Origin of the sequence: Trichocoleus sp. DQ-A1, from assembly GCF_039961955.1 — a bacterium.
GTDB lineage: Bacteria > Cyanobacteriota > Cyanobacteriia > Cyanobacteriales > FACHB-T130 > FACHB-T130.
This window is the reverse complement of record NZ_JAMPKE010000030.1, coordinates 48,069-72,756: the sequence shown is the minus strand read 5'-3', so window position 1 is coordinate 72,756 and position 24,688 is coordinate 48,069. Positions and strand designations below refer to the sequence as shown.

The window sequence follows — 24,688 nt, the reverse complement described above, 5'->3', positions numbered from 1 at the left end:
GGATGCGACCATTTTTGACGGTTTGAGTAGATGCACAAATGGGACAGACGGGCATAAGAGGAAAATATCACAAAGAAACTCTTCTTCTCCATCATTACATCTTGGGCACTACCCTTTTTATTTCCCCGATGTTGTGCAAACTATTTAATTTATAAAGGTTGTCCTGCTTCCTGAATTTAGATTTTATCAATCTGTAATAACATTTATTTAAGTGAAATTATGCACCCTCTCCCTGGATAAAAGTCTATTTTTATACTTTTTCAAAGCCAAATCTACCAGCAATATCTATGGGATTATCCATAAATATTAGACAATTAATTCATTATAATTTCACTTGCAAGGGAAAGTAAAATAATTGAATTCAAAATTTTATATTTAATGCTTATCAAAAATAAATATAAGAAGTTCTTACCTTCCTATAGTAACTAACCTTATTAATCGAACCTAGGTAACAGTCAAGCCGCCTAGAATGAAAAAATCAGCGAAGACAGGAAAAGAATGTAGAGGAAGATTTTTTCCAAGTTTGGTATATAAAGATACCGTTATTAAAATCCTTGCTATAACGGGTTAAAACTAGCCCCTGAAGCTTAACAATCCCCGCTCAACGGTAACTTAATCGTAAAGGTTGTACCCACTCCGACTTCACTTTCTACGGTGATTTTGCCTTTGTGTAAGTCTACAAAGTTTTTAATAATCGCTAATCCTAAGCCAGTTCCAGGAATATTGCCAACATTAGAAGCTCTATGGAAGGTTTCAAACAATCGTTGCCGATCTTGTGGAGGAATGCCAATTCCTCGATCTTTAATTTGGAAGATGGCTTCCCCATTGTGGCAGCTAAGTTCGCATTTTATAATACCCCCCCCTGGGGTATATTTGATAGCATTTGAGAGTAAATTGCTGAGGATGTGGCGCAGCAGTTTTTCATCAATGCAAGCTGCGAGACATTCTCCCTGACTTGAGAAAATTAGGGAATGGCGAGCGCCTGCTGTTAGTTCCATTTCTGCTACAAGGTCTTGGCAGAATGTTTCTAGCTCTATCGCGGCAGGGTTAAACTCTGTCTTGCCAGCTTCATTTTTGCCAATAAGCAACACTTCATCTAACATCCCGTCCATCCGTTGAACAGCAGTTTTAATTCGATGCAGATGAATCCTTTTCTTCTCTTCTGTCCATTTAAAGCCGTAATTTTCAAGCAATCCAGCCGAAAACAAAATAGTCGATAACGGGGTACGAAATTCGTGAGAAGTCATAGAAACAAAACGGGATTTTAGTTCGTGCAGTTCCTTTTCTTTTTCCAAAGCATTGCGAATTTCTTCTTCTGCTCGCTTGCGCTGCATGAATAATCCCAATTCAGTTGAAGCGGAAATCAGTTCGATGAGTCGTTCGTCTTGTTCGCAAGATTCAAACATATAAAACACAAGGACAGCCAAAACAGTATCATCAGCAATAATTGGAATTCCTAAAGCGGCTTTTAATCCAATTTTCATTGCCAAATTTACCCTGAAATAAACTTGATGCGACTCACCGGAAACATCTCGTTGCCACTCTGGTTGTTTTGAGACCCAGACACGACCGGGTAACCCAATCCCTGGTGCAAAGGTCAAGTTCTCGCCTCCTTGCCGGAATTCCTCTAGACAAGTGGCACGGCTATACCAACCTCGACTGCATTCGAGAACGCTGTTGTCGGATTGTGGAATCCAGGCTTCCCCAAAATCCCAGCCAGTGGCTTCACACACTTTCTGGAGTGCTACGAATAGCGCTGAGTGAAAGTCTGGAGACTCAAAAATAGCTTGGGTCATGGTTTGCAGAAAATAAACCTCCTCCTCCGTTCGCTTGCGATCGCTAATATCCTCTGCAATTCCGGCAATTCGATAGACTTGCCCTGTCTCGTCCCGAACTGGAAAGGAGCGATCGCGTATCCACCGAATCGTCCCATCCGGGCGGATAATCCGATATTCGTAGTCGTCCACTTCTTGTTGGCGTTTTTCAAGCCCATCTATCACCGACTGCCGATCTTCTGGATAAATAGAATCCAGCCAAGATTCAGGCTGCTGATAAAGGCTTTCGCAAGTTTGCCCCCATACCTGCTCATAAGGGGGACTGATATAGAGCATTTGTTTCTCATCGGGAGTCGTCATCCAGAAAACTTGCGGAATATTTTTCGCTAATTGGCGGAAACGCTCTTCTGATTCCCGTAGCGCTGCTTCTATCTGCTTGCGTTCGGTAATGTCTTGAATGGTGGCAGTGCTAAATTGAGGGGCACCGCTGGGACTGCGAATCAAAGAAACGGTCAAGTAGCCCCAAGCCACATGACCATCCTTGCAGATATAGCGCTTTTCCAAATGGTAAGAATCCTGCTTTCCAGCCATTAACTCTTGGTAAAGTTCCCGGTCTTGCATGGCATCATCTGGATGCGCCAACTCACTGAAAAGCATCCCTTGTAGTTCTTGTTCGCTATAACCTAAAATTTCCCGAAACTTGGGATTACTTGCCAAAAGCCGCCCCTCTAAAGTGGTCAGGACGACACCCATCGCTTCTCTTTCAAAAATTGTTCGGAATCGCTCTTCACTTTCCCTCAGAGCTTCTTCAGATTGTTTGCGTTCGGTAATGTCCCGATCTATACCGCGATAGCCACAAAATTTCCCAGAGCTATCAAAAACTGGGACGCCACTGGTTTCTAGAACAACTCGATGACCGTTTTTATGGATGTTGATATTTTCTAGGCAAGAGAATGGTATTGCTTGGGCAGCAATTGGCCCAAAAGTGTTCGCAATCCGGAAGGCTTCTTCCGGCGGCATTAAGTCAAAGGGCGTTTTTCCCAAAACTTCTTCAGGTTCGTAACCTAAGATGTCGCGCACTTTGGGACTTGTGTAAATGTAAACAGCATTCTCATCTACCTCCCATACCCAATCGCTGGTAGTTTCCAGCAAATTGCGGAACCGTTCCTCGCTTTTTTGCAATGCCTCCTCTGCCAGTTTGCGTAGCGTGACGTGCCGGAGGCTTTCGCTGATATCCCGAATAATACTTAATAAAACTCTTTGATTGTCAATTACCCAGCTTTGGGAACTGACTTCCACTGGAAAAGTGCTGCCATCTTTGCGGCGGTGAGTGGTAGTAAATAAGATGCCTCGCTGTTCTGCTTGCTCCAGTTGTTGAGCGAGCGCTGTATGAGTTGGAGGATCTCGCAAGTCCTGAATGTTTAAGGCAACAATCTCTTCGCGTTCGTAACCGTATGCCTGAATTGCCGCCTGATTCGCTTCGATAATTTGCCCTTGATTCCCAATAAACAAAACAATGTCACGGGCATGTTCCGATAGCAATTGATAATGCTTTAAGGTTTCTTGAGCGAGCTTGCGTTCGGCAATCTCTGCTTGGAGTGCCTGGACAACATCTTCTAGCTCAACGGTACGCTCTTGGACTCGGATTTCTAACGCTTCATTTGCTTGCCGTAAGGCTGTTTCTGCCTGCTTGCATAACATCGTCTGCCGTTGCCTTTCGCTGATGTCTGCGGTACTGCCGTAGTAATAGAGAACGCCATCCTCTATGGCAGGTCTAGCTGTAATTTCAAACCAGCGATCGCCTCTATGAAGAGTGTGAAAAAGATAAACAACCTGATAGGGTTCGCCTTTGGTAATTGCTTCCCAAGCTATCCGAATTGCTTCTTGGGATTCATGCCCTAAATCGACTCGATCGTCCCAAACTTGATAATTCTCAAAAAATGCCTGTGTAGAAATGCCACTGAGTTCGGTTAGAATATCGCTGGCATAGATAAACTGGGTGGTCGCAGGGCAGAACTTCCAGACAAAACTGGGCAGCATATTAAAAATTTGATTAATCTCGCCAGCACTTCGCTGAAGTAACGCTTCAGCGGCTTTGCAGTCTGTGATATCTTGCAATGCCCCCAAAATCCGAATAACTCTTTGTTTTTGCTCATCCCATTGCGATCGCGCATAATTTCGTACCCATCGAACTTCACCGCTACGGGTCACGATCCGGTGTTCGCTAATCTCAGAGTGACCAGAAACTAGGTTGAGAAAATTTTGCTGAACTTTTAACCAGTCGTCGGGATGAATAAGCCGCCGCCAGCCATCAAGAGTGATAATTTCCGCGGACGTGTAACCGCTCACTCGCAAAAAGGTCTCTGACACCCATTCGGTTGTCATTTGACCGTCAGGGGCAACTGTTACGCAATAGGTATCAGAGGTCAGTTCTGAGATAACGCGATATTGTTCCTTACTGTCGAACAGTGCTTGCTCTGTCCGCCTACGGCTGGTAATGTCTTCAACGGTGCCTTCGTAGTAAAGTAGTTTGCCACTGCGATCGCGCACAGCACGGGCATTAGAAGAAATCCAAATGCAACTGCCGTCGGGGCGATTAACCTGAGATTCAAATCCCGTTACGGCATCAGTTTTTTGGAGTAATTGATACAACTCCAAATTGCTTGCGTGCCAATGAAGATTGCCAATAAGTTCATTTGGTGAGTTGTAGCCATAAATGCGTGCCAGCGCTGGATTCGCATTCATATAGCGTCCATCATCCGTAACTTGATAAATTCCCTCAACGGTGTTCTCAAAGATACGGCGATAATTATGCTCGGATTGTTGCAATTGTAAGCCAGCGCGAATTAGAACATACAACAACCCGCTAATAGATAGAATAAATCCCCACTCTTTCAGCGTCTCTAACTGGATTAAAAACGCTAAATTATTGCTCAGTAAATTAAGTATTTCATTCCCAGAAACAATATAAATAATGCTAATTAATATATAAATAGATACAATTCTGCGAACTAGATTTTCTGTAGAGGTAAGCTGATTTTTCATGACTACCAAATATAGTTATGGAATATTCAAAGCCCACCTTCTCAAAGTCAAACTTTAAACCAACCTTAACCAATGGATTAGCAAAATTCTTTTTTAAGCTATTTTACATAAATCAATGTGTCGGTAATCCAGATCACTAAACATCTTAACAAGTATATATCTTTAGATAGGTGTAAAACTTAAACCAATAAGCTAAGGATACTGTTCATCGTCGGAGTGATAACAGCATCAGGCAAGGGCACAAATACCCTGTCCCTACATCCTGGTTGCCTTAAAATCTGTTCACGCAACTATCTTTACGCAACTACCGTTACGATTATTCCCAAAGCCGACGCCTAGGTTGTCCATTCAGACGCTGGTGAGAATCACGCAAAAGCGCTGGAATGTCTAAATGTTGAGGGCATCGGGGCAGACAGTCACCACAGTCAGTGCAGCGATCGCCTTTCATCCCCGGAAACCAGTGACCGGCATTTTCAAACATTCGGTAGCGGTATTGACCATACGCTGTCATGTCATAGGCAACCGCTAAATTACGCAGGCGCAATATTTCTGGAATATTGATGTTTTCTGGGCAGGGCAAACAAGCGTAGCATTGACTACATAAATCTGGAGAAATTACTCCTAAATGAGCTTGTAAGCGGTCGAAAATTGCAATTTCCTCTGGTTTCAGCGGTTCATCGCGCTCAGCAACCGCCAAACATTCCGTCAATTCGCTGGGGTTCGCTGGGCCAACACTAAGCGTGGTAACGCGGCGATCGCTCAACAGAAACCGATAATTTAGTTCTAGGGGTGAAAAGGGATGGCACAGATGTTGAAGCGTTTCCGGTGGCGTGTAGAGTAGCCCCCCCTTATCCGCTGGTGAAATAATAAAAATTCCCATATCCTTTTGGTTGGCTAACTCAACCGCCGGGGCATGGCGCTGGAAAAAGTAATAATAATGCAGGTTGACGAATTCAAATAAATTGGTGTTAATCGCCGCTAGAATCACATCCAGCGGTCCGTGGGTAGAGAAGCCAACGTGTCGAACTCTACCATCTGCCACGGCTTCCTGCACCGCCTGCATACAGCCTCCATCCACTTGCACCCAGTTTAAATGTTCCCAGGTGTTAAGGCCATGAAGCGCCAGACAATCCACAAAATCAGTCTGTAAGTTCAAGAGCGACTCATCAATCCACCGACGCATCGTATCGGCGTCACTGCTTGGGGGAAGTTTGGTAGTGATATAAAGCTGTTCTCGCGACTGGGGCAATCCTGCGGCTAAAGCGGCACCGAGATATTCTTCGCTTTTGCCGTAACCCCTCGCGGTTTCTAAGTGATTAATTCCACAAGCAACGGCTTGATGCACCGTCTGGTAGGCATCTTCAAAGGAAGCCAGACAGCGCATCGTCCCGCAAGAAAACACTGAAAGCGGTAAATTTGTTTTTCCAAACCGCCGATAACGCATAAAAAGTAAAAAGAAAGAGCAAGAGAAAGCCGCGATCGCTAAGTAAAAAGTTCATTTTCTGGCTTTTGGCTTTTGCCTTTTTACTTTTATCTTTGGTGTGCTATGATTCCGTGCTGGAGCCTCCTCGCTGGATCAAATCTTCCGGTCGAAGCTTCGATACAAAATCACGGAAGGCTCGGCGTTCTGCCTCATCGGCATCGCGGTCAACGGGGATAGAAGCATCAGCAATGACTTCTTCCATTACCCAAATGGGGCTGCCAGTGCGGATGGCGATCGCGATCGCATCACTAGGCCGAGCATCAATCTCCTTTTTTACCTCACCCTGCCGGACACTCAAGATCGCATAAAAGGTATTGTCCTGAAGCGAGTGAATAATGATCCGCTCTAAGGTCATATTCCAAACGTCCAGGATATTAACCAGGAGGTCATGAGTCAGGGGACGGGGAGGGGTTTGTTTTTCCAAAGCGCTGATAATTGCCTTTGCCTGATCTTGCCCAATATAAATTGGCAAGGCTCGTCGCTCCGAGGCATCTTTGAGCAACACAATCGGGCTGCGCGTCACGGCATCTAATGCAATTCCAGCGACTTTCATTTCAATCATCAGCTTGGCCTCTAGAACACGGTAGGCGTCGGGGGGGATAAAGCAAAGCTATAAACTGGTACTGGAGGTAGTGGGGTTTAACAAACACGCTTGCGGTTCTAATCACCTTACCAAGCGAAGGTACAACCAGCTATGAAGACTTGGTTAAGTTGGGATCAACAAAGCTGTATCTCCCAGTATGCCTCAGTCTTAGAACGATTCGCTGGAGATTTTACTAAAAAATATAGACCGATTGCCTTCATCCCTTCGCTGGTTGTTCGCTATCAGTTATCAGTAGGTCGAAATCCGATTAATTACATCTAATAGCAAGTTGTTTTTCGGTTTTTTCACTGAATCATGAGCGACGATCGTTTGCCAATGACCGTTATTTACCTAATTTCACTTAAAAACAGTGTTTACCGGATTAATTCAAGCTCTAGGAACTATTAATTCTCTGGGAGAAGACCGTTTTGGGCTTTCCTGCGTGGGAGATACTTGTCAGCTGATACTGTCAGATTTAGCGATTGGCGATAGTGTGGCGGTGGATGGCGTTTGTCTGACGGTAGAGGAAATTTCGCCTCAAGGCTTTGTGGCAACCGCTTCTCCGGAAACTCTCAGTCGCACCACCTTAGGACAGCGAGAACAAGCCGCCGCCTACGTGAATTTAGAAACCTCTCTCCGGGTTGGCAGCAAGCTAGGAGGACATTTTGTAACAGGTCACATAGACGGAATCGGCTGTCTGCAAGAGTCGGTACAAACTGCTACTTCCTGGGAAATGCGCTTTGAGGTACCGGCAGCAGAGGATGTCGGGCAGCGCCAGATTGCTCGGTACATCATTCCCAAAGGCAGTATTGCGGTCAATGGTGTGAGTCTGACGGTGGCAGATTGCGACCCTGATGGAAGTTGGTTTACAGTGGCGGTGATTCCTCATACTTATGCCGAGACAAACCTACCTTATTTACAGACTGGCAGTTTGGTGAATTTGGAAGGAGATATTCTGGGCAAGTACGTGGAAAAATTTCTGCGTTATCCAGCACGAACATCTGAGCAGAATGCACCCGCTACGATCGGGATGGATGGAATTACACCCGCTTTCTTAGTAGAACACGGGTATTCTTAGAAATCAAAATTCAAAAAGATGAATTTTTAATTCTTAGCTACCTGGTTGCGGGGTTAACGCAGCTGATGACGTTGCTGGAGCTGCGGGAGCAGAATGGGCGGTTTGCAAAGCTTTGATCATTTGCGCCAGACCATATTCCAAGTAGGCATCTGAGTCCACCGCCATCCAGCCTTCTTGCGTTAGCTGGCGGATTTCAAAGTGAAGGTGGGGACCTGTGGAATTGCCGGTACTACCAACCCGCCCAATCACGGTTCCTTGTTCGATCTGTTGACCGGGTTGAACCAAAATTTCCGACAGGTGAGCATAGAGAGTTTCTTGGGTTTCGTTGTGTTTGAGGACAACAGCTTGACCATAGCCGCCCATCCAGTCAGCGATCGCAACCTTCCCCGCAAAAGCTGCCAGGACGGGTGTACCCAGAGGTGCCCCCAAGTCAGTACCCGCATGGAACCGGCGAGTGCCGGAAATCGGATGCGTCCGCCACCCGAAAAGCGAGGTAATTGGCGCAGGAATCGCCAGTGGGAATATTAAGCTGGTATTGCCGTTAGCCAAGCCCCGGAAAATGGTCGGAATCGGGGCTTTGTATTCGGGCACATTGAATGGAATAGAGCTTTGGCTGCTGCCAACGTTATTAGCAGCGATCGCAGTCGCTCGAGTAACGGCAGAGGAACCCAACGACCTAGAGCGACGGCGGTTAATTGAGCGAATGCCTTGAGGGCGATCGCTTCTTGAGCCAATTGCCACAGGATTAGCAGAAGCAACTAAGATTTGCTGACGGATTTCTCGTTCTGGCTGGTTTACCCCCAGACGGGCACGGCTGACTCTATGATTCGCGTACCCAGAAGTCCGTAACACTTCCGGTACGTCTGTGTCACTTGCGTACTCTCTACGGGTTCTGGTCGGGTAGGTTAATCTAGCAGTTTCCCTCAGGCGGTTAGTATTCCTAGAAGGTATCCGTGCAACACCGCAGCTTCCACCAGATAAACCCTGCCCGCTCTGCAAGACTCTTTGACATCCTGTTGACCGTTCCGACAGCACAACGGCAGGTGGTTCATCGTAAGAACGAATCGGCTCCTTGCCTCGACTCGTTGCACCAAGACTATAGTCAGTCGGATCGATATAACTATTGTTGTAATCGCTGGAACTTATCCCGCTCTTTTGGGCTTTGCTCGGTCTAAGCTTAGGAGGCTTTACATAAGAAATCGTGTTTGGCTCCACCAACCTGGGAGGAGAAAGTTTTGCTTTTCTTGGAACGGCGACCGAAGTCTCTGGTGCTGATACTGGAAGCGAGCGACGACGGACAACCGCAGGTTCTGGAGCAGAACGGCGACGGCGGACAGATGTTGTCTCTAACGCACGCTGACGAGCCAATCGGCGACGCCGGACACTCGATGAAGCGTTCTCTGCTGCTGGAGCCGAGCGACGGCGTACAAAATTTGGCTCTGGTTCTGGTGCTGAAGCTGAACGGCGACGAACAACTGTCGGCTCAGCTCGTCGCGGGGAGTTCGTCTCCATTTTTACAGTAGGCGGTGCCTCTTGAGTAGTAGGCGTGCCGATTGTATCTATGCTTGGATCGCTTTGTGCCCAAACTAAGCCGCTGCTGAGGACACCGATACCGCCAATCCAACTGAGTCCCTGCACCAAAGGACGGCGGCAAAACAGGCCAAACGGAGTATAACTAGGGTGGTTTCGCTGGCTCATTTCCGAATCACTCCTCATCTCACTCACTCTATAGGGTCATACTGGTTAGTGTTTTTGGTGTAAAGACATGGTTATTGTCGTTTACCCCATCTATTTTCACTCCCAGAGCTTGTGGAAAATTACCCATCATAGCCAAGACTGATTGTACCGGGCTTGAGGCAGATTTCCTCGGCAGCTGCTGAAGAGTTCAAGCGGACTTGAAGTTCGCCGGTGGATGCGACACCCACAATGACTCCAGAGCGTCCCTCTACGATGACAGAACGCCCCCTGCAACTGAGAAGCTCTACGTAAGCGGGAAGTAGGGCGTCTATTCCTTCTGGGGAAACGTGTCGATATCCGGATAAAATGCCCTGCAAAGTTATTGCCGCTAATCTTTCTAAGGTATTAGCGAACCATGCATGTAAGGCATTCGCTTCGATTGGCTGCTGCTCCAAAAACGATTCTAGATTGATGCCAGTTTCCGGGACTGGATTTGCCCAGTTAATTCCTACACCCACGACGGCTTTGGTAATCCGTCCTTTTTGCACTCTAGTTTCGGTGAGAATACCCCCTAATTTGCGTTTGCACAAGATTAGGTCATTCGGCCATTTAATCAACGCTGGGATGCCGTGACTCCGCAATGTGGTAGCAATTCCCCAAGCGCTGCATAGAGTCAAATGGGCGCTATTGGTTGCAACTAAATCGGGAGCTAGAGCAACAGACAGGTAAAGTCCGCCTGTACTGGATTGCCACTGGCGTCCCCACTGACCCCGCCCAGCAGTTTGCTGAAGGGCAATGACAACGGTTCCCGGTGTTGCTCCTCGATCGAGCAGTTCCCAAAGAGTTTGGTTTGTGGAAGGTAAAGTCTCAAAGATATGGAAAGAAAGCGGTAGAGAAACATCCCCTAAAAAGGCTTCCAGACAATGCCGATCGAATGCCACGGTTGCTAACAAATTGATTCGTAGCATAAGTTAGCATAATGTCACCGATATTTCAGGAGTTCCGAATGGCGATGCTTTCCCGCACCAATTTGAACCTGGGAGCAGGAGAATCACAAACTTCTATAAATACCTGGCACTGGCGGACTTGGGAAGGATTGCCCTATCTAACTTGTAGCTTGCTAGAACGCTGGTCTCACGGATTTTTTACTCAACAATTTTCACCCCGTTCTCCGGCAGAATTAGTCAACGTTTTACAGCCGGATGCTAGGGTTTATCGCGTGAAACAGGTGCATGGCAATACAGTAATGACGCCCTCAGAGATCGAAGCAGCAACCAGTGAGGGTCAAGAGGGGGACTCACTACCCCCCGCTGATGGGATTGTCAGCGAGCAGGTTCAACAGGCAGTGTGGGTGTGCAGTGCCGATTGCACGCCGGTTTTAATTGCCGACCCCCAGACGGGGCAGGTGGCAGCGATTCATGCGGGTTGGCGCGGGACGGCTACCCGAATTGTCCCCCAAGCGATCGCCCGTTTCCTAGCTTCCGGCAGTCAACTCCAAAATCTGCTGATGGCGATGGGTCCCGCGATCGCAGGTGATGTCTATCAGGTGTCCGTGAATGTGGCATCTGAAGTAGGAGCCAGCATCCTACGAGATAAAGATCCGCAGCAAGATACAGAATCCATTCTTGATGCCTTGCAGCAGTTGCCACATTCACCGTTATTAGAGGACTCGCAACCAGGACGGGTGCGACTGGATGTGCGGCGAGTCAACCAGCTGCAACTGGAACAACTAGGAATTTCTCGCGAACAGATAGCGATCGCGCCTCACTGCACCTACCAGGAACCAGACCGTTTCTTCTCTTACCGGCGGGACAAGCTCAAAAAAGTCCAGTGGTCGGGAATTGTAAGTAAATAAGCTGTTTTATTGTTTAGAAACGGGGCGCACGTTCAACGTGCGCCCCGTTTGTTGTTTGTGGATATACGTGCCAAAAAAATCGCCTCCAGTCCATGACTTGGAGGCGATCGCTATACGATTTGTCTAACTCAAACTAGAACACCTTGTTGTTGGTCTATTTTCCTGCTTTCAGGAGCATGAGCTAAACCTTTGTCTTCAAACAGATAGCGATCGCTATCTGTTTGAGCTGTGACTATGGTTGAGTAGCAGGGGCTGTTGTATCGCTGGATGGGGCAGCATTTAAGCCTTCTGTACCACCTGCGGTTGGAGTAGTAGTCGATGTGCTGGCGTCATCATCATCATCGCCATCATCATCGCCCTCGTCATCGGCTTCAGGAGTCGATGTGTTCGCATCATCGTCATCGCCATCGTCATCACCATCATCATCGCCATCGTCATCACCATTGTTATTGGTGTTGGTGTTGGTGTTGGTGTTGGTGTTGTCGTTAGTGTTGGTGTTGGTGTTGGTGTTGGTGTTGGTGTTGGTGTTGTCGTTAGTGTTGGTGTTGTCGTTAGTGTTGGTGTTGGTGTTGGTGTTGTCGTTGGTTTCAGCGCCAGCGTCACCTTCCACGTTAGTAACCTGCTCGGTTGAAACCTGACGCAGACCGACCAACCCAAAACCTAGACGGCTTTCTGGTCCCACTGACTGATAGGCTGCGACTGCCCGACCTTTCTTCTGTTTGTAGGTACCGAGAGCCAGACCTCGGCTATTTTGGCGCACAACCAGCAATCTTTGCTTGCCACGACCTTTCTCTACAAAGACGCCAACAGGGCCACCAGACGTGGAAGCAACGTTGTAGACCTTATTAGAACTCTGGACGAAGGAATTAGACAGAGAAATCAGATTGAAAGTTGTGCTGTTGTAAATGGTGATAAGCGATCCGCCGTTCCCCTCGGCGCTAGTGCTGGTGCCACCACTTGTGCTGCCGCCTGTGCTACCAGTGCTGGTGCCGCCACCTGTGCTACCACCTGTGCTACCACCTGTGCTACCACCACCGAAGCTGCCACCTGTGCTACCGCCGAAGCTACCACCGCCGCTGGTGCCGCCGCTGGTACCTGTGCCTGTGCTACCACCACCGAAGCTGCCGCTAGAGTTGTTGATAACGGTGTTAAAGTTACCACCATTTTGGAAGATCAGGTTGTAGCTCAAGCTTGTTTTAGAACCAAAGCCTGTGTTTTGGCCTGTAGCTGCACCTGCACCAGTCGAGTAGGAGCTGCTGCTGCTCTGGTAAGAGCTATTGTTCGTAGAAACATCATATCCACTCGTTCCACCCAATTGGCTGGCAACTGCACCAACAGTGAACTGGGTACGGCCTTGACTTTCACCTTTTAGTTTGAAGGCACTCCCTCCTTCTTGCCCAAATTCAAACTGTGTTTTGCTGTTATCGCTTAGATAGCCAACCGTGCTGTTGCCATTAATTGTGGTGATGCCATTCCCTTCGCCTGTAACTTTGAACTTGATTGCAGAATTACTAAAACTGCTGGGATTTGTCAGCTCAAGCTTAGTAGTACCACCGAGTTTAATATCTGTGCCAACTCCGGTGCCCTCAATCTTGAATTTTTCGCCTTCAACTTTGAATTTGGTTTGAGCATTATTGCTGCTGAAGGCTACCTTGTTAGTGCTGCTAAAGGTTTGTGCGTCGGCAGTGCCGGTGCCACTAGCGGTTGTAATTTGACTACTTGTTTGTGAGTCGTCGCTATCGGTTGTAGTTGCGGTGTCAGTATCGCAACCGCAGGGAGTTTGAGTACCAGATTGCGTGCCGGTTGCGGTCGTAGTTCCGCTGGTTGTGCCGGTGCCACCTGTTGTGGTGCCACCTGTTGTGGTGCCACCTGTTGTGGTGCCACCTGTTGTGGTGCCACCTGTTGTGGTGCCGCCTGTTGTGGTGCCGCCTGTTGTGGTGCCGCCTGTTGTGGTGCCGCCTGTTGTGGTGCCACCTGTTGTACTAGGTTGATCGGAAAAAGTGCTGCTTAAGGTGCCGAATCCTTGCCCTTCCAGCTCAAATTTTGTCTTTTGCCCCAAGCTAGTAGATGGAGGAAGAGGAACAGAGCTGCCGCCATTGAACTTCAGGGATGTCGGCAAACCAATATTGCCCGCAGTGAGTTTGCCCTCAAAATTACCAACTTCTAAAACCCCAGATTTGGCAGTGTAGTTAGCCTGAGACTGAGTAGATAGTTTGACGTTTGAAACCGGCAGGAAAACCAGCGGAGCCGAACCTGTCTCCTTAGGAGCAATCAGCGAACCGCCCAAAAAGGCGCTGCTGGCAAAAGAATTCAGAGTAAAGTCTAGTTTCGTGGGGATGTTCGAGAAGGGAACAGCTGCGCCACCAGAAGTGAAGGCTAGACCGGATAGGGTACCGACTAAGCTACCTTTGTCATCTTTTCCAGGACGACCAACGTTGCCAGCACCGACGTCTTTGAAGTCTGCTGCCTGGGGTACGAAGCGAGCAGAGCTGGTGTTACCGGAAGTTGTTTGCAGTTGCAGCGTGGTGACGGCAGCGTCAAACAAAACCGGGCTACTTGTACCACCAGTAGTCCCAGTAGTAGTCTGTGACTGTAAAGGCGAAAAGAAGGCAGCTTGCCCTCCTAACAGACCGCCTGTGATTGAAATCGACTGAGATTGAGTGCTTGTAGCGGAAGTAGAAGTCGTAGTAGGAGCAGCAGTCGTAGTCGTCTGAGCGTGAGCTGTGGGAGCCAGAGCGATCGCCAAGCCTCCAGCGATACCGAAACAAACAGCATACTTAGTTGATTTCGCAATCATGTTAGGACTCCATCAGTGAGTATAAGAGGACAGGGTGAATAGCAGAATCTAGCTCAATTCGATAGTCAACAGGGGATCATAAGTTTCTTCAGCATTCATCCTGAGCAAGCTCAGAACTACAAGTATTAGAAGAGAGTAATAACAGCATCCTGATTGAATAAGCATTAGGGCAAGTGTGACTAGCATTAAGTAGAACTAGGTCATATTTGCTTAGCTTTGCTTGTGCCCGTGTTTAGATAAATGACTGTCTGGTTTCTCAACGAGTTCCCAGATTTTTGCAAAGTTTCTGTAAAGTTATTTACCAATTTTATATACGTAAATACACTTAAAAAATTGTTCTATTTTCGGCTGTTGCGAGGTTTGCGTTGAAATTACTTACGAAGTTATTTGTAATGTTTTTATAAAATTATCAGGGAGATCCTTGAATGAATCTCCCTGACAAAGCGATCGCTACTTTTCAGCCCACTTTTAGAAAGTAAAAGTGGTTCGGATGGCACCGATTGTGATTGTGTCGTTGTCCTGGTTGTGAAGCGGATTAAATAATACGATCACCCCTGGCGTAACCGTGATATTCTCAGAAACCCGGAAGCGGTAGAAAGCTTCTACGTGAGTTGTACTTCCTGGCTGACCGCCTTCATCCCCAAAGCCACCCTCACTAATAAAATCAGGGTAGTTTCTTCCAATTGGCAGGTCACTACTGGTAATTTTAGGCGGCTGACCGACATAAATACCGCCGAGGTTGCCTTCACCAAGCAGATCGGGGAAATTCAGGTAAGCCATCCAGTTGAATGTTTCTACATTTCCGGATATTCCTTGCGCGTCAGAAGTCGTGTAGCCGCCCCAACCGCCAATTGTAATGTTGGGCGTTGCTCGGAATTCTAAACTGGCACCAAAAGCATTCGTATTAATTGGCCCTCTGCCTGCCGGAGTCGGGAGGAGAACCAAATCGTCGCCAACGCCAGTCCCCAATCTTCCAAACGGAGAGTAGGAGTTGATGTATTGCAGACCAATATCAAGCGTATCTAGGGGCGATACGACTAACTGCAAGCCAGCTGCGGTTTCTCCATCTTGTCCACCGCCGATACCCCCACGAAAAGCATCTGCGGGTCTGCTGGCAGAGTAGACGCCTTGTAAACTGATCCGTGGATTGACTTGCCAGTCAAAGCCTAAGCCTCCACGTCCCCCGGTATTAATAATTGGGTTGCGTTGAGCAAAGCGGGAAAGTGGCCCTTGACCGGCACTTTCTACGCGGTTTGCTCCCCGGAAAACGTTCACTGGGTTGACCCCTTCCGGACCGATGATGAAGGCAAAATTATTACCGATTAACTGACGATAAGTGAGGTCGCTCAGTACAATGTCGTTCCCGGTGTCTCCTTCATATCCCAAGAAGACCATGTCGTTATTGAGCAAACGAGGTCCCGAATTTCCAGAACCCGCTTGCAATCCAGTCAGCAGCAGGCTGCGAGGACTGAACTGGGTGAACAAACTCAACTGGACGTTGCTAATGACGTTGGGATTTGTATTCTGGTCTTCTAATCGGTTCCCAGTTGATTTTCGGTTCAGGAACAACTCAAATTCATTCTCATTGCGTCCCTGAACGCCGACGACTGCCTGTCCAAATAGCTTCGTCGTGGTTGAGAACTGATGGCTTTCCAAGAAAGCGGTACGACCTTCCAGATTATCTACCCGCGTCCGTAGGGTCGCCAGTTCCGGCCCAAACTCATCAACGAGTCGTCGCAGGGTTTCTAAATCCGCTTCGGTAGCTGCATCAGCCGAACTAGCGGCAATTAATTTCTCAATTTGCTGAAGACAGGCATTTACCCCTGCGGCAAATTCATAGCGACTGAGTGCCCGGTTGCCGCGAAAAGTGCCATCAGGATAGCCTGCAATACAGCCGTAACGCTCTACAAGACTTCGCAATGCTTCGTAAGCCCAGTCGCTTGGTTCCACATCGCTCAACTGGGACACATTGGTGACTTGATCCAATGGGTTGGCTTCCATGTCCTCTGGGTTTCCCATTTCCAAAGGATCGCCCGCTGGAAGCACTTGTTCGCTAGCCTCTTCAGAGGGCAGCGCTTGAGCTTGCAGGGTGTTGGGATTGCTAACAGTTGCTGCGTCTACAAGAGTGCGAGCCTCTTTTGTTGTTGCAGATGTAGTGGAAGATGCATCCAAGCTGCGACGGCTAGCAGACAAGATAGGAGACTTTGTAGTCGAAAATTTTGGTAAGCTAGCTGCTGGTTGCAACTGGCTTGTTTCAGTTGGGGGGGTTAAATTTACCGCAGTGGCAGATTCTTGAGTTGCCGCTAAACTAGGCGAACTTGCTGCCGGTTCCGTTGGCGATGCTTTTAGTTCTGGCAGTACATTCGCCGATGCGAGTGTGCCCTCGGATGCAGCTACCGCCAGCGAATTTGCTGTCGATTTTGCCTCGGTTACATCCGTTCCTGTCGCTAAATCTGTAGATGTCGAGAATCCCTGGGTTGAAGACTGGACTGCCTCAGCAGCTGTGGTTGGTTCGATATCGGTGGCTGCAATCGCCGGGGAGAGGCTAACTGCTAGTAAGCCAAAGGCTGTAAACACTAGCGCTGAGGATGCTGTTTTCTCTATTCTCCACTGGGATTTCACGGGTCTAAAACTCCTCAAAACACACCATACTTGCTGGAATTCTACAACAATATTGTGTCAGTCGCTACTAACGCTTTGGATTCCTTTTCATTTGTTAGGGATTGAGGTTGGCAGGTGACGTTTACCCAAAAGGAAAGTTCCTGGCTGAGTTTCTTTTTTTTTATAATCGCTGACAAAAAATTGCTCCTAGGGATTAACGGAGAAGCAATTTTTATACACGGAGGTTTGATACTCCCCGCCTAATTACTCAAGGTCATCTCAGACAAGTGTGCCATCTCAGATGAACACAGCCGAAACAGGCGCGATCGCTTCTTCTGGGTCAAATTAGTTTATAAATCCTAACAATGAGTGTCCGAGCGATTTTCAACATCATTTCTGTTTCGTTCGTGCAATAGAGATTGTGCAAATAATTGTCAAGTTTTATCTACAAATTACCAAATTCAACTAACGCTGCCGCCGGTAGTGTAGAAAAACTTCTTGCTCAATCGACTCGACTGACAAGAGTTCCAGCCTAGGTGCAAAATCTGCCAAAAATCCAGAACCTTCTACTGGCGTCGGTGCTGTCGCTCCTCCTAAAATTAACGGACAAACCGTGAACCAGAATTCATCGATTAAATCAGCCGCCACTAAAGCACCTACGAGTTCCCCACCTCCTAGGACAGCGAGATGTTCCAAGCCTAGCTCCCAGAGCTGTTGAAAAGCAGCAATCCAGCTAATTCCATCGGTCGTTGCCTCCACTTCTAGAACCCGCTCAAATTCTGAGCATCCTTGCCAGCGCTTGGCACCTGCCTCTCCTGTAAGTAACCACCGAGGTATGGGTTGACGAAAAAAGCGCCATTGCGGATCTAGATTGGCTGATTGAGAGCAAACAATTTGGACTGGTTGGAGCGATCGCCCTTCCTGTTGTCGCCAGCGGAGCAAATCGGGATTCGTGACGCTCAGCGTCGTACCGTAAGCGCGGAGAGTCCCTGCGCCAAATAAAACTCCGTCCGCTTGGGCAATCTGTTTTTCCAGGTGCGCCAGATCCGCTGGAGACGAAAATCGGGCGCGATCGCGACGAATATCCGCAATCTTGCCATCGGCACTCATTGCCAAAACAACTGTCGTAGAAGGGCGTTTCCAGACAAATCCCGTCATCGCTGCTGGTCGCTCAAATATTTAATTAAAGTTTAAGAATTGCTTATATTACGGGAATTAGTGTAGAGATTCCACAAAGTCAACCTTTCCAGAGTATACGAGGATCTGGAACCGTTCTAGGATGGAATGGATCTGTCAAACAGTATCGCTCTACCAACACGATTAACCCAGAAAAAAGTAGGCTAATCAATACCCCCACTCTGATGGGGTGATTTTTGAGAATTCTTGCTATTGGGTTTTACACCTCAAATTAGAGAAGTCCTATGGCTAAGCCGGGTCAATCCTCCTTCCGTCGCATCCTGCTGTCACGCATTTTGCTTTTGAGCGTCCCGGTACTGCTGATGGGGGTGTATGTAACCTACAGAAAAGCACGATCTAGCATACTGGAAACCGCTCGCCAAAATCTTACCGAAAGTGCAGTGAGAAAAGGAGAGAGCATGAGCGAGTCAATTAAAGCGCTCTCTGCCAACTTAGTGACTGCAAGTGAAGCAGTCGTACTGCAATCGCGATCGCCCGAAGCGCATCAAAAATTTTTAAACCAACTCGCCCAACAATTGCCAACGCAAGTCCAGTGCATTCAACTCATCAACGTCGAGACCGGAAACATTGCTGCCAGCACTTGTGGGGAGAAACCCATTAGTACGCTAGATGCAAGTCACTGGCCCCAGCAGCAACAGGAATTACTGTTAGATACTTCCAAGGTGCAGGTGAAATCGCTGCTTCCAGGAAGCTCCCGCCTGAATTCAACTGTTAAAGAGAATCAACCCAGCCCAAAAAGCCAACTAAGATTGATTTTCAGTGCGCCTGTTTATGACAGCACGGGTTCTCTGCGTTATGCCCTGAGTGTCCAATCAGCTCTACTGAAACAAGAGCGTGCCAAACCAGGGTCTCTGAGTGGCTATCCAGTGGTGATTGACCAGGCTGGAACCATTTTGGCGCATCCGATTACCCAGCGAGTTGGAAGAAATATTAAGCAGGAGGCAGATGGGGAAAGGCTCGAAACGGTCATGAAAAATGCGATCGCGGGTAGAAATGATTTTCTGCACTTGTTTTCTTTCGAGAAAAACGGTGTGGAATTACTCGCAGGGTATACCCCGATTCCCAGTCCGATTAGCAACCAGCCGGATCGCCAGTGGGTTATCTTAGCCGTCACTCGCTTAGATAGTGCCTTATCGGGTCTAAAAGAAATTCAACAGGTGCTGGTGATTCTGACATTTGGCTTAATCGCCGCTAGCCTGCTGGCAACGCTGTATATCTCTCGCGAACTGGCGCTGCCATTGGAGCAATTGAGAGACTACGCTGGGTCGAAAGGGCACTTTCACTCTACAGATCGAGTTCCTCAAAACTTCAAAATCCGGGAATTCAATCAATTATCGGAAGCCCTCGATAATATGGTGGAGCGACTGAAAGCATGGGCAGAAGAAATCGAAACAGCCTGGAAAGAAGCACAAGCAGCGAATCAGCTGAAAAATGAGTTTCTAGCGAATACTTCTCACGAACTAAGAACTCCCTTGAATGCGATCATTGGTTGCATTCGCCTGGTACGCGATGACTGCTGCGATGACCGCGAAGAAGAGATGGATTTCTTACAGCGAGCGGATGATGCAGCGATTCACCTCCTGGGAATCATCAATGACGTTCTGGATATTGCCAAAATTGAAGCGGGTAAGCTTTCCGTCGTTATGGAGGCAGTCGATCTGCGAAAGTTGCTTAAGGAAGTGATTGATTTACAGGCTGTTCCGATTCAGCAAAAAGGTTTGCAGTTTAATACGCCAGATTTGCCAGAATCGATTCCTGTTCGTACTGACCCCGCAAAACTCAAGCAGGTGCTGCTAAATGTGGTTGGCAATGCGACTAAATTTACTGAAAAAGGCAGCGTTACGATTACCACCCGGATAGAGACTAGTTATGGCAAAGAACAGGCAGTGGGGAATTCTGTCCCTCCTAGCTCTCATTTATCGAATGGGGTCGCTCAAGCCGCGACAGTGAGTCATGAAGAACAAACAAAAATCCAGGCGGCGGCATCTGTGGGCAATGGGCAAGAAGTTAGAGGAGAAGATGCCTCTAGCATCTCGAATGGAGCTTCTAACCTTTCTCGAAGCCTTCTAACAGGAACTACGAACTCTCTCAAAGAGCGTCTCGTCCCTTCTGCGCGTGTTGTTGTAACAGTTCACGATACAGGGATTGGTATTGATCCGAATCAACAGCATAAGCTCTTTCGCCCCTTTGTCATGATTGATGGCACGACGACTCGGAAATTTGGCGGCACAGGTCTGGGACTCGCAATTTCTCGGAACTTAATGGAACTGATGGGAGGTAGCATTACGCTATCAAGTGCAGGAGCTGGTCTGGGCACAACTGTGGAGATTGCCGTGCCCATGATTGATACTTCAGCGTTGCCAACTCTTGAGTCTACGAATGCGGCAAAAAATTAAGAATTCAGCTATCTGTTTGACTGCGGAATGAAACCCACTCCTCGTTAACGAGGAGGGGTTTATAGAAGGCATCTCAATGGTGAAAATTTCCCTCAGACTCTTTCTCAATCTCTCTGTTTACATACAGGGAAACGTAAGATTTCGCGATCGCCTTGAAAGAGGAAAAATTGAAGAAGCTTTAATTTTTCACGGACTGGGGAACTGTAACCGTCAGTCCTCCCTGTTGTAAAGATTCGCTCAGACATCGAAGAATCTGTACCAGCTGGGCACCCACCCATCCCGAAGAAATCTCTGAAGATTGATTCTGGTGGATACAGCTCAAAAAGCGATCGCAAACTCGCCCTAAAGGTTCGCCCGGTTCTATGCTCAATACTTCCCGGCTTTGATTGGCTGGCGTATAAGGGCCAGCACTGGTGTTTTCAAAGCGTCCATGCTGAATGGTTAGCGGTGATTCTGCTTGTAACTCATCAAAAATCAAAGTTCCCTCACTCCCCACTACGCACAAACGACGCTGTTTATCAGGATTCAGCCAGCACAGGTGGATAAAGGCTTGAAAGCCGCTGGGATAGGTAAGTGTCGCCCAAACAAGGTCTCTTAAAGGATGAAGAATCAGGGATGAGGGATGAGTTTGAGAATTGACTTCATCTTTCATTCCGGCTTCTTGGTGCAAAAAAACGGTGCCGCTGGCTTGCACCTGAGTTGGCGTTGCCTGAAGCCAATTGTTGAAAATATTAATATCGTGGATTGCTAAGTCCCAGAGTGCATCAACATCCTGGCGCACAGGGCCTAGATGGGTACGGGTGGCGTAGCCATAGCGCAAATCTCCGAGAATTCCAGATTGGATAGCGGTTTTACCGCGTTCAACCGCTGGGTGAAATAAATAGGTGTGGTCTACGAAGAGTTGCCGGTGCTGTTGTTCTGCTAATCGGCACAGTTCTATGGATTCAGACGGATCGAGGGTGAGTGGTTTTTCTGATAAGACGTGATAGCCTTGCCGGAGAGCATCAGCGATCAAGGTGTAGTGTGTCGTGGCTGGGGTTGCGATCGCAACTGCCTCGACTTCCGGCATCTGCTGCACCTGGGACCATTCGGTTGTTAGCAGCACGCTGTCATCTAACTTAAACCGTTCTCGAAGTGCTTCCAGGCGCTCCTGCTTCGGGTCTAATACCGCGACCAAGCGGGATTGGGGATGCTCTAGGAAATTCCGCACGAGATGTACACCCCAGCGTCCAGCCCCCAACACAGCAATTCCAGTTTTCATCGTTGTTTATTGTTCGTTGTTCATTGAAGACTGGCTAATTGTTCTTTGTCATTCGCCATTAACCAGTCTTCAATTAGCCATGAACTAGGCTAATTGCTAATGGCTAAAAAAGCTTCCCTCGCCGCAGCTTGTTCGGCAGCTTTTTTAGAATGTCCCTTACCTTGACCCAATCGACGCCCTTGCAGCCAAACCTCGGCAGTGAAGCGCTCTGGATCGCCGTGAATTCGTCTGGTTTCCTGGACGCGATATTCTGGCAGCATTTGGTAATGACCTTGCGTCCATTCCTGGAGGGCGTCCTTGTAGTTTTGGTAGGCTGGGTCTGTCCGAATTTCGGATGCCAGTTGTTTAAAATGAGAATCTAGCCACGGACGCACTAGTTCTAAGGTATGCGTACTCAGGTACAGGGCACCCAACACCGCTTCAAAGGCGTCTGCCAACCGCGAGGTAAGACCTGCTTTGTCACCTGCTGCACTTTCAGAAATTAACAGGTAGCGATCTAGTCCGTAACTATCTGCAATACCGGCTAAGGTGCGATCGCTCACCAGTACCTTCCGAATTGCCGAAAATTCACCCACAGAACAATCAGGATAAACTTCCCATAAAAATTCAGACGCTGCCATCCGCACTACCGCATCCCCCAGGAACTCCAATTGCTCATAGTTCGCCGTTGTCGAAATTGTGGGGTGGGTGAGCGCTAAGTTGAGGAGCGACCACTGCACTGGTACCTGCGGTGGAAGCCCTAACTTTTGGATCAGACTTTGCAGCTGCTTTTGACGAGGAGGATAGCTGAGATTCATGGGAATGCGTTGGACTTAGGGGAACCCCAATCATTTTTGCAACATCACTGAACAGCGCCTCAACCTGAGCCATCAGTTCTCGTTGAATTGGTAAGAGGTGGACTTCTTCCCGGAGTTTTTGCTGCAAATCGCGCAGGCGGGCGATGGGTTGACGCAACTTGGAGATTGTCTGCTCTAAGTGTTTGGCACGTCTGAGTTGTAACACGACATCCCCGCTGAGCTGGGTCTTCTGTTCGATGAGTACCGCCAGCATTTTAGCGATCGCCATCACAGTCTGACCGTCTTCCTCATTCCATTGCTTCGGTTCTCTACCACCAACCGTCACCACACCGTAAACGCGACGACGACCTTGCAACGGGGCTGCCATTAACGTTTGAGCCGTGGGCATCAGGGGTTCCATCAAACCATTCTGGCGCACATCTTCGACATAAATCAATCTACCCTCACCGATTGCTTTACCGCTAGCTCCATCGCTAATTCCGACAATTGGTTTGTTGGTGCTGATGTTGCCTGCTGCGGAAACCACCATAAAATTGTCATTGTTCAAGTTGAGGGCAATGACGGCATCGGCGGCACCAAAATTGGTAAATAATATCTGCACCGCATCTCGCAATATACAAGGCAAAGGCTGATACTGCGATAGAGCGGTGGAAAATTTATGCAAGGTAGAAAGCTGCACCCAACGGCGGTGACTCGTGAGTTCGGCTTCTTTGAGCCGTCCCAGCAGGCGTCCATTAATTTCGGCAATGTGGGCACTTTGCTGAACGTAGTTTCGCGTTCGGATCGGCTGGTAAAACGTCCCCATAACTTGGGACATCAGCAACGAAACCCGCGCCACTACCTCTTCATCGTAAGACCACAGCCCATCAAAGCTTTGATTGTTGCTGTTGCGTTCTGGCCCTTCCACAGCTTGAGTCAATACCGCCGTCCAGAAATCGGGGGTATCAACCAGCCAAAACCGCTCCCTGGACAAGGCTGAGTTAGGCTCAAGCCCAATAAATTCGATTCCCGGAATTTCGGGGGGATGAACGTCGGGAACACCAAATATAAAGACCCGCCGACATACCTCGCCTAAGTAACTATATCGACGGAGATGTTCGAGGAAGTGAGAGAAACGCTGGAAGCCAGCAAACAAATCAACCGGAAGTTTGTGGTTGAGCAACTGATCTTCGAGCAGATCGCCGATAACGTTCATCGTTGCGATCGTGTGAATACCGCGCAATTCTTGGTATTGGTTCGCAATCGAGCGGAACAATGATATGTCCACTAAGCCACCCTGATTAACAAGAGTTCAAAATCGTGTAAATATCGCTTCTGGCAGACAGATTACCGCTAAATGCTACGGGTGGCTATGCAAAATTTCTTGAAGTCTTGACTTTTGTGACTGCATCAAGAGAAAAACAAGCTCATTTTTACATGAAGCTTCACTGAATTTATTAATTAAATTGATTTAGCCTGAGAAAAGGATTACTTTTCCGACCGCTCGTCCTTGCAGCCTCTACTAGCGCGATCGCGATCGCCAACTAACACTGGGCTTTGCTCGTCCTGTTTTGCCGGGAAGACTCGATAGGCGATCGCTCAATTTACCCAATTTTTCAAATGCCAGTTGAGCTAGAGAATCTCTCAACCTAGACTCACCCTCGGCTCTCTAGCTCTTGTGAATAACCGTTAAGCGATTAAGGGAGAGAGTCGGTCATAAGCCGGGTTCTGTTCTCCACAGCAGCAGTGCCGCTGGAAGGGCGGTTATCTATCTGGGACGCCTGTTACCAGACGCCTCAAGCGGTTTTAAAACGGAATCGGAAAAAGACCAACCTGATTCCCTACCTTGCTCCCAACCGGGGTTTACCGAGCCAGCGCCTCTCGACGCTGCTGGTGCGCTCTTACCGCACCTTTGCACCCTTACCGAGACAATTAAAAATTATTCATTTTGCATTTTTAATTTTTAATTTTCCCGGCGGTATCTTTCTGTGGCACTATCCTCACGGTCGCCCGCACTGGGCGTTACCCAGCAAGTCTGGTCTTTCGGGAGCCCGGACTTTCCTCAGACTCGCACAAACAGCAAATCTGCAACCACCTGCGCCTACTCTCTCCCGTTCTTCAGTGTGGCATATTCAAGAGCTTTAGAGAGCGAATCTTCGCTTTT

Annotated in this window: 16 protein-coding genes and 1 other RNA gene; 4 read left to right on the top strand and 13 right to left on the bottom strand. The window is 48.2% G+C overall.

Features of this window, described 5'->3' with window-relative positions; all coding sequences use genetic code 11:
* Positions 1–587: 587 nt before the first annotated feature.
* From NDI33_RS21895 to NDI33_RS21885, 3 genes are all read right to left on the bottom strand, one after another.
* On the bottom strand, positions 588–4,820 hold the full coding sequence (locus tag NDI33_RS21895; RefSeq protein WP_190676746.1) for a PAS domain S-box protein: 4,233 nt from the start codon (positions 4,818–4,820) through the stop codon (positions 588–590).
* A 316-nt stretch (positions 4,821–5,136) separates the two neighbouring features.
* Positions 5,137–6,264, bottom strand: a complete 1,128-nt coding sequence (locus tag NDI33_RS21890) for an aldo/keto reductase (protein WP_190676744.1) — start codon at positions 6,262–6,264, stop codon at positions 5,137–5,139.
* Between the two features lie 100 nt (positions 6,265–6,364).
* The gene (locus NDI33_RS21885; protein ID WP_190412793.1) at positions 6,365–6,865 is read right to left on the bottom strand and encodes a bifunctional nuclease family protein; all 501 of its coding nucleotides are present in this window, start codon (positions 6,863–6,865) and stop codon (positions 6,365–6,367) included.
* Positions 6,866–6,997: 132 nt separating this feature from the next.
* Here NDI33_RS21885 and NDI33_RS21880 point away from each other — a divergent pair, with 132 nt between their 5' ends.
* Positions 6,998–7,168, top strand: a complete 171-nt coding sequence (locus tag NDI33_RS21880) for a hypothetical protein (RefSeq protein WP_190439813.1) — start codon at positions 6,998–7,000, stop codon at positions 7,166–7,168.
* Between the two features lie 88 nt (positions 7,169–7,256).
* On the top strand, positions 7,257–7,964 hold the full coding sequence (locus NDI33_RS21875; RefSeq protein WP_190676741.1) for a riboflavin synthase: 708 nt from the start codon (positions 7,257–7,259) through the stop codon (positions 7,962–7,964).
* Between the two features lie 33 nt (positions 7,965–7,997).
* Here the strand turns inward: NDI33_RS21875 and NDI33_RS21870 are convergent, their stop codons facing one another.
* Both NDI33_RS21870 and NDI33_RS21865 read right to left on the bottom strand, forming a co-directional pair.
* Complete coding sequence (locus NDI33_RS21870; RefSeq protein WP_242033177.1) at positions 7,998–9,662, bottom strand: M23 family metallopeptidase; 1,665 nt, start codon at positions 9,660–9,662, stop codon at positions 7,998–8,000.
* Between the two features lie 119 nt (positions 9,663–9,781).
* Positions 9,782–10,609, bottom strand: coding sequence for a biotin--[acetyl-CoA-carboxylase] ligase (locus NDI33_RS21865; protein WP_190676739.1), 828 nt, complete (start codon positions 10,607–10,609; stop codon positions 9,782–9,784).
* A 95-nt stretch (positions 10,610–10,704) separates the two neighbouring features.
* Here NDI33_RS21865 and pgeF point away from each other — a divergent pair, with 95 nt between their 5' ends.
* Positions 10,705–11,496 (top strand): peptidoglycan editing factor PgeF, encoded by a 792-nt coding sequence (gene pgeF, locus NDI33_RS21860; protein ID WP_190676751.1) that lies wholly within the window; start codon positions 10,705–10,707, stop codon positions 11,494–11,496.
* Between the two features lie 232 nt (positions 11,497–11,728).
* Here pgeF and NDI33_RS21855 read toward each other — a convergent pair whose 3' ends face one another.
* From NDI33_RS21855 to NDI33_RS21845, 3 genes are all read right to left on the bottom strand, one after another.
* On the bottom strand, positions 11,729–14,293 hold the full coding sequence (locus NDI33_RS21855) for a hypothetical protein (RefSeq protein ID WP_190676737.1): 2,565 nt from the start codon (positions 14,291–14,293) through the stop codon (positions 11,729–11,731).
* Between the two features lie 468 nt (positions 14,294–14,761).
* The gene (locus NDI33_RS21850; RefSeq protein WP_347275918.1) at positions 14,762–16,915 is read right to left on the bottom strand and encodes an iron uptake porin; all 2,154 of its coding nucleotides are present in this window, start codon (positions 16,913–16,915) and stop codon (positions 14,762–14,764) included.
* A 444-nt stretch (positions 16,916–17,359) separates the two neighbouring features.
* Positions 17,360–18,052: a RibD family protein gene (locus tag NDI33_RS21845; protein ID WP_190676735.1), complete on the bottom strand. Its 693-nt coding sequence runs from the start codon at positions 18,050–18,052 to the stop codon at positions 17,360–17,362.
* Positions 18,053–18,315: 263 nt separating this feature from the next.
* Here NDI33_RS21845 and NDI33_RS21840 point away from each other — a divergent pair, with 263 nt between their 5' ends.
* On the top strand, positions 18,316–20,487 hold the full coding sequence (locus NDI33_RS21840; RefSeq protein WP_190676734.1) for a sensor histidine kinase: 2,172 nt from the start codon (positions 18,316–18,318) through the stop codon (positions 20,485–20,487).
* 178 nt (positions 20,488–20,665) lie between these two features.
* Here the strand turns inward: NDI33_RS21840 and NDI33_RS21835 are convergent, their stop codons facing one another.
* The 5 genes from NDI33_RS21835 to rnpB all read right to left on the bottom strand — a co-directional run bounded on the left by NDI33_RS21835 (position 20,666) and on the right by rnpB (position 24,633).
* The gene (locus tag NDI33_RS21835; RefSeq protein ID WP_190676731.1) at positions 20,666–21,748 is read right to left on the bottom strand and encodes a Gfo/Idh/MocA family oxidoreductase; all 1,083 of its coding nucleotides are present in this window, start codon (positions 21,746–21,748) and stop codon (positions 20,666–20,668) included.
* An 89-nt stretch (positions 21,749–21,837) separates the two neighbouring features.
* The gene (gene rnc / locus NDI33_RS21830) at positions 21,838–22,467 is read right to left on the bottom strand and encodes a ribonuclease III (RefSeq protein WP_190412910.1); all 630 of its coding nucleotides are present in this window, start codon (positions 22,465–22,467) and stop codon (positions 21,838–21,840) included.
* Positions 22,403–23,812 carry a DICT sensory domain-containing protein gene (locus tag NDI33_RS21825; RefSeq protein WP_190676729.1) on the bottom strand — a complete coding sequence of 470 codons (1,410 nt, stop codon included), beginning with the start codon at positions 23,810–23,812 and terminating at the stop codon, positions 22,403–22,405. The genes rnc and NDI33_RS21825 overlap by 65 nt, the downstream gene beginning before the upstream one ends.
* 234 nt (positions 23,813–24,046) lie before the next feature.
* A complete protein-coding gene (locus NDI33_RS21820; protein WP_277878910.1) occupies positions 24,047–24,172 on the bottom strand; it encodes a hypothetical protein in 126 nt (41 codons plus the stop codon).
* Positions 24,173–24,225: 53 nt separating this feature from the next.
* Positions 24,226–24,633: RNase P RNA component class A (gene rnpB / locus NDI33_RS21815), an RNA gene on the bottom strand.
* Positions 24,634–24,688: the final 55 nt, after the last annotated feature.